The organism is Sinomonas sp. G460-2 (assembly GCF_047759905.1).
Classification (GTDB): domain Bacteria; phylum Actinomycetota; class Actinomycetes; order Actinomycetales; family Micrococcaceae; genus Sinomonas.
In genome coordinates this window covers 1-5,543 of the sequence record NZ_JBKZWT010000241.1, presented here as the reverse complement: position 1 = coordinate 5,543, position 5,543 = coordinate 1, and the positions used below count along the sequence as shown (strand labels likewise).

5 protein-coding genes and 1 pseudogene are annotated in these 5,543 nt (G+C 67.8%); 4 read left to right on the top strand and 2 right to left on the bottom strand.

Annotated features, from left to right (window positions below; translation table 11 throughout):
• Window positions 1-201: 201 nt before the first annotated feature.
• The 4 genes from thrS (at window position 202) to pdxS (ending at window position 4,564) form a co-directional block, all read left to right on the top strand.
• Window positions 202-2,223, top strand: a complete 2,022-nt coding sequence (gene thrS / locus ACLN58_RS17000; protein WP_415856432.1) for a threonine--tRNA ligase — start codon at window positions 202-204, stop codon at window positions 2,221-2,223.
• A gap of 1 nt (window position 2,224) precedes the next feature.
• Window positions 2,225-2,872, top strand: coding sequence for an HIT family protein (locus ACLN58_RS16995; protein ID WP_415856431.1), 648 nt, complete (start codon window positions 2,225-2,227; stop codon window positions 2,870-2,872).
• On the top strand, window positions 2,862-3,482 hold the full coding sequence (gene pgsA / locus ACLN58_RS16990) for a phosphatidylinositol phosphate synthase (RefSeq protein WP_415856430.1): 621 nt from the start codon (window positions 2,862-2,864) through the stop codon (window positions 3,480-3,482). Before ACLN58_RS16995 ends, pgsA begins: the two co-directional genes overlap by 11 nt.
• A gap of 173 nt (window positions 3,483-3,655) precedes the next feature.
• Complete coding sequence (gene pdxS, locus ACLN58_RS16985) at window positions 3,656-4,564, top strand: pyridoxal 5'-phosphate synthase lyase subunit PdxS (protein WP_307964441.1); 909 nt, start codon at window positions 3,656-3,658, stop codon at window positions 4,562-4,564.
• Window positions 4,565-4,678: 114 nt separating this feature from the next.
• On the opposite strand, the gene ACLN58_RS16980 is transcribed toward pdxS, so the two are convergent.
• On the bottom strand, window positions 4,679-4,999 hold the full coding sequence (locus ACLN58_RS16980; RefSeq protein ID WP_415856429.1) for a carboxymuconolactone decarboxylase family protein: 321 nt from the start codon (window positions 4,997-4,999) through the stop codon (window positions 4,679-4,681).
• A 328-nt stretch (window positions 5,000-5,327) separates the two neighbouring features.
• Window positions 5,328-5,543, bottom strand: a pseudogene (locus ACLN58_RS16975) (hypothetical protein); the annotation flags it as partial.

The window sequence follows — 5,543 nt, the reverse complement described above, 5'->3', positions numbered from 1 at the left end:
GGCGACGCGATCGAGGGGCAGCTCCCGCTCGAGATGGGCCATGCCGAGCTCGCGAACCTCCCGGCGGAGCTCCCCGAGCCCAGCTCGGCGGCGTGAGCCGGGGCCGAATCCGGCCCGTGGTTTCGGCTAGTCTTGTCGGTGGCTGGCTGTGGTCCCCGTATGCCACAAGCTATGAAGCCGACAGATGAAGAGGAGACACCCGTGCCAGATGCCCAGCAGATCACCTTGACCGTCGACGGCGAAGAGCGAACCGTGACGCAGGGCACCACGGGGGCGGAGCTCTTCGCGGGCCGCCGCGAAATCGTCGTCGCTCGCGTCGACGGGGTCCTCAAGGACCTCGACCAGGCCATCCCGGGTGGCGCCGTCGTCGAGGGCGTGGACATCGCGTCGGAGGACGGTCTCAACGTCCTGCGCCACTCGACCGCCCACGTCATGGCCCAGGCCGTCCAGCAGCTGCGCCCCGACGCCAAGCTCGGCATCGGCCCGTATATCAAGGACGGCTTCTACTTCGACTTCGACGTCGAGGAGCCGTTCACGCCCGAGGATCTCCGGACCCTCGAGAAGATGATGCTCAAGATCGTCAACCAGAACCAGATCTTCAAGCGCCGCGCGGTGAGCGAGGTCGAGGCCGGAGCCGCCATGGCGAACGAGCCGTACAAGCTCATCATCCTCGGCGCGAAGGACCACCAGTCGGAGGGCGCCACGAAGGAGGGCGCGAACGTCGAGGTCGGCGCGGGCGAGATCACCATCTACGACAACGTCGACCGCAAGAGCGGTGAGGCGATCTGGTGCGACCTGTGCCGCGGACCGCATCTGCCCAACACGAAGCTCATCTCGAACGCGTTCGCGCTCACCCGCTCGGCCGCCGCCTATTGGCTCGGGAGCGAGAAGAACAAGCAGCTCCAGCGCATCTACGGCACCGCGTGGCCCACCAAGGAGGCCCTCAAGGAGTACCAGGACCGCATCGCCGAGGCAGAGCGCCGCGACCACCGCAAGCTCGGTGCGGAACTCGACCTGTTCTCCTTCCCGGACGAACTCGGCTCGGGTCTGCCGGTCTTCCACCCCAAGGGTGGGATCATCAAGCGCGAGATGGAAGACTACGTCCGCCAACGGCACATCGAGGAGGGCTTCCAGTACGTCGGGACTCCGCACATCTCGAAGGATGGCCTCTTCCACACCTCGGGCCACCTCCCGTACTACGCGGACACGATGTTCCCGCCGCTCCACGTGGACGAGGAGCGAGACCAGGACGGCAACATCACGAAGCCGGGCCAGGACTACCGGCTCAAGGCCATGAACTGCCCCATGCACAACCTCATCTACCGCTCGCGGGGCCGTTCCTACCGCGAGCTGCCGATGCGGCTGTTCGAGTTCGGCCACGTCTACCGCTACGAGAAGTCTGGCGTGGTTCATGGCCTAACCCGCGTGCGCGGCTTCGCACAGGACGATTCGCACTCGTATGTGACGAAGGAGCAGGCCCCGGGCGAGGTCAAGCACCTCCTGAATTTCATCCTTTCCCTCCTGCGCGACTTCGGGCTCGACGACTTCTTCCTTGAGCTCTCGACCCGTGACCCCGAGTCGGACAAGTTCATCGGCACCGACGAGCAGTGGGCGGAGGCCACGGCGGTCCTCGAGAGTGTGGCCCGCGAGACCGGGCTCGAGCTCGTACCGGATCCGGGCGGGGCCGCCTATTACGGGCCCAAGATCTCGGTCCAGGCACGCGACGCGATCGGCCGCACGTGGCAGATGTCCACCGTCCAGTACGACTTCAACCAGCCGGCGCGCTTCGGCCTCGAGTACCAGGCCGCGGACGGTACGCGCCAGGAGCCGGTCATGATCCACGCGGCCAAGTTCGGCTCGATCGAACGCTTCCTCGGGGTTCTGACGGAGCACTACGCGGGCGCCTTCCCGGCGTGGCTCGCCCCCGTGCAGGTCGTCGCGATCCCGGTCGCCGAGGCGTTCAACGACTACATGGACGACGTCGTCGCTCGCCTCAAGCGCGAGGGCATCCGCGCCGAGGTGGACGCCTCGAGCGACCGCTTTCCGAAGAAGATCCGCACCGCGAGCAAGGACAAGGTCCCGTTCGTCCTCATCGCGGGCGGCGAGGACGCGGAGGCCGGGGCCGTCTCGTTCCGCTTCCGCGACGGAAGCCAGGACAACGGCGTGCCGGTCGACGAGGCCGTCAAGCGCATCGTCGAGGCCGTCCGGACGAGGGCCCTCTGACGTGACGGAGTCCACGGGCGCCCCGACGCCGCAGCCGGATGCCGAGGTCACGGACAGCTTCGAGCTGCCCGCGGCCCCGGACGCGTTCGGACGCCTGTGGACTCCGCACCGCATGGCCTACGTCAAGGGCGGCCAGGGGCAGTTCCGCAAGCAGGAGGACTGCCCGTTCTGCGCCGCCCCGCGGCGGAGCGATGAGGATTCGCTCATCGTCTACCGCGGCCGCATGTGCTACGCCGTGCTGAATCTGTTCCCGTACAACCCCGGTCACCTCCTCGTGTGCCCGTACCGCCACGTCGCGGACTACACGGATATCTCGCCCGAAGAGACGGCCGAGATGGCCGAGATCACCCAGACCGCGATGCGGGTGATCCGGAGCGTCGCGGGACCACACGGCTTCAACGTGGGCATCAACCAGGGCGACGCCGGCGGCGCGGGGATCGCCGCGCACCTCCACCAGCACGTGGTGCCCAGGTGGGGCGGGGATGGCAACTTCATGCCGATCATCGCCCAGACCAAGCAGATCACCCAGACGCTCGACGAGACGCGCGGACTCATCGCCGAGGCCTGGCCCCAGAACGGGGCCGCTGGCGGTGCGGACGCCCAGGTGGAGCTCGCGCGCGACGGCGGGAAGGCCACGAGTGCTGAATAGACACGCGCGCGAGTTCTTCACGCGCCTCTTCACGCCGCTCGCCCGCGTGCTGCTCAAGCTCGGCGTCTCCCCGGATGCTGTGACGTTTGCCGGCACGGCCGGCGTGAGCCTCGCCGCGCTCGTGCTGTTCCCGCTCGGCCAGCTGTTTTGGGGCGTCGTGGTGATCACGCTCTTCGTGTTCTCAGACGTCGTCGACGGCATCATGGCCCGGATCGCGGGCCGCACGGGCCGCTGGGGGAGCTTCCTCGACTCGACCCTCGACCGCGTTCAGGACAGCTCGATCTTCCTCGGTCTCGCGCTGTGGTACCTCGGCGGTGGGCACGATCTCGCGACGGGGAGCCTCGCCGTCGTCGCCATCCTGCTCGGCAGCCTCGTCTCCTATGCGCGCGCCAAGGCGGAATCGCTCGGCTTCACGGCGAACGTCGGCATCGCCGAGCGCGCCGAGCGGCTCGTTTCCGTCCTCGTGGTCGCGGGCCTGTGCGGACTCGGCCTTCCCACGCCGTTCCTATTCTGGACTTTCGTTGCGCTCGCGCTCGCAAGCGCGGTGACGGTCGTCCAGCGCATCCTCGCGGTGCGCGCCCAGGCCCGCACCGAGTCCGGCCCGGCCTGAGGACCCGCCGAATCAAGCTGTGCAGTTGGCCATCCCAAGACTGGATGTTCTGGCGCGTCGCACCGCTCACGGCGGGCCCCGCGCGGCGATAGACTGGGGTTCACCCCAAGGTTTTTTCAGGTCCCTCTCGCAGGGGCCCCCTTCCAGTGAGAAGCCAATAGAAAGACGAGTACGTGTCTACTGAAGCAAACTCCTCGGCTCCCACCACCGGCAGCGACCGCGTCAAGCGCGGCATGGCGGAGATGCTCAAGGGAGGCGTCATCATGGATGTGGTCAACGTCGAGCAGGCGAAGATCGCTGAGGACGCCGGCGCCGTCGCCGTGATGGCCCTCGAGCGCGTGCCTGCGGACATCCGTGCCCAGGGCGGCGTCTCGCGCATGTCTGACCCGGACATGATCGACGCGATCATCGGCGCCGTGTCGATCCCCGTCATGGCCAAGGCCCGCATCGGCCACTTCGTCGAGGCTCAGGTGCTGCAGTCCCTCGGCGTGGACTACATCGACGAGTCCGAGGTCCTGACCCCGGCCGACTACGAGAACCACATCGACAAGTGGCAGTTCACCGTCCCGTTCGTGTGCGGCGCGACCAACCTCGGCGAGGCGCTCCGCCGCATCAACGAGGGCGCGGCCATGATCCGTTCGAAGGGCGAGGCCGGCACGGGCGACGTCTCCAACGCGACGACGCACATGCGCAAGATCCGAGCCGAGATCCGCCGGCTCACCACGATGGCCGAGGACGAGCTCTACGTCGCGGCCAAGGAGCTCCAGGCCCCGTACGCGCTCGTGCGCGAGATCGCCGAGACGGGCAAGCTCCCGGTCGTGCTGTTCACCGCCGGCGGGATCGCGACCCCCGCGGACGCGGCCATGATGATGCAGCTCGGCGCGGACGGCGTGTTCGTCGGCTCGGGCATCTTCAAGTCGGGCAATCCCGCCCAGCGCGCGGCCGCCGTCGTCAAGGCCACGACCTTCTTCGACGACCCGGACATGATCGCCAAGGTCTCCCGTGGTCTCGGCGAGGCCATGGTCGGCATCAACGTCGACGACATCCCCCAGCCTCACCGCCTCGCTGAGCGCGGCTGGTGACCTGACCCGCACCAACGGCCGACGGCCGACGGCGGCCCGCACCTGATCGCACAGGTGGGGGTCGCCGTCGTCGTTAACCGATCTCCCTGTCCTTCCTGCCGGCCGCCCTGCGGCTCAGCGGGCATCGAGGACCTGTTTCAACGTGGTCGCCGCGCTCATACCCGCCGGCCATCCAGCGTAGAACGCCAGATGGGTGGAGACCTCAGCCAGCTCCTCTTCGGTGACTCCGTTATCCAGCTCCAGGCCGAGGTGCGAACGTAGCTGGTCGATACGCCCAAGGGCCGTCAAAGCCGCAACGGTGATCAGGCTACGGTCCCGACGCGACAACTCGGGCCTCGCCCACACGTCGCCGAACAGCACCTCGTCCGTCAGCTCGGCCAACTTGGGCGCGACATCGCCCACCAACTGCTGCGCTCGGCTCTTCTGATCTGCCATGCGATACCTCCAGGAGTTCCACAGGAGCAAACCCGCTCCCGAAAATCGACGGTAGTCCCACATCGGTGGAGCTGGGAGGAACTGTCATTACCCGTATCAGGGGCTCGCCTGAAGGGGAGGCTGTTCAAATCCTCGGTGCCGGACCCGGCCAGACTCCGCCGCTTTCCCCACGAGCTGTGCCAAACTCCCCAGCTTTAGCCTTCAATCCACGGCGCGTCGCTACGAATCACCGGTGAGTCGCGCCGTCGTCGTCCTTGAAGTGGGTGAGACGGGCGCCGAAGGCGGGGAGATCGGCGGGGGAGGCGGGTAGACCGGCGAGGAAGCCGGGCTAGGCGTGGTCGAGGTGACCCGTGAACCATTCGCTCGCGAGCGCGGCGACCTGCTCGAGCGCGCCGGGTTCTTCGAACAGATGTGTCGCCCCGGCGATCACGTCGAGCCGGTGCTGGCAGCGCAATCGGGCCGCCGCGTCGCGATTGAGGCCCAGGACTTGGCGGTCGGCCCCGCCCACAATGAGGAGGGTCGGCGCGCTCACGTCGGCGAGTCG

What these genes read in the sequence shown, in the direction of transcription:
- ACLN58_RS16980 (WP_415856429.1), bottom strand. Translation starts at nt 4,999, where the DNA reads ATGGCAGATCAGAAGAGCCGAGCGCAGCAGTTGGTGGGCGATGTCGCG.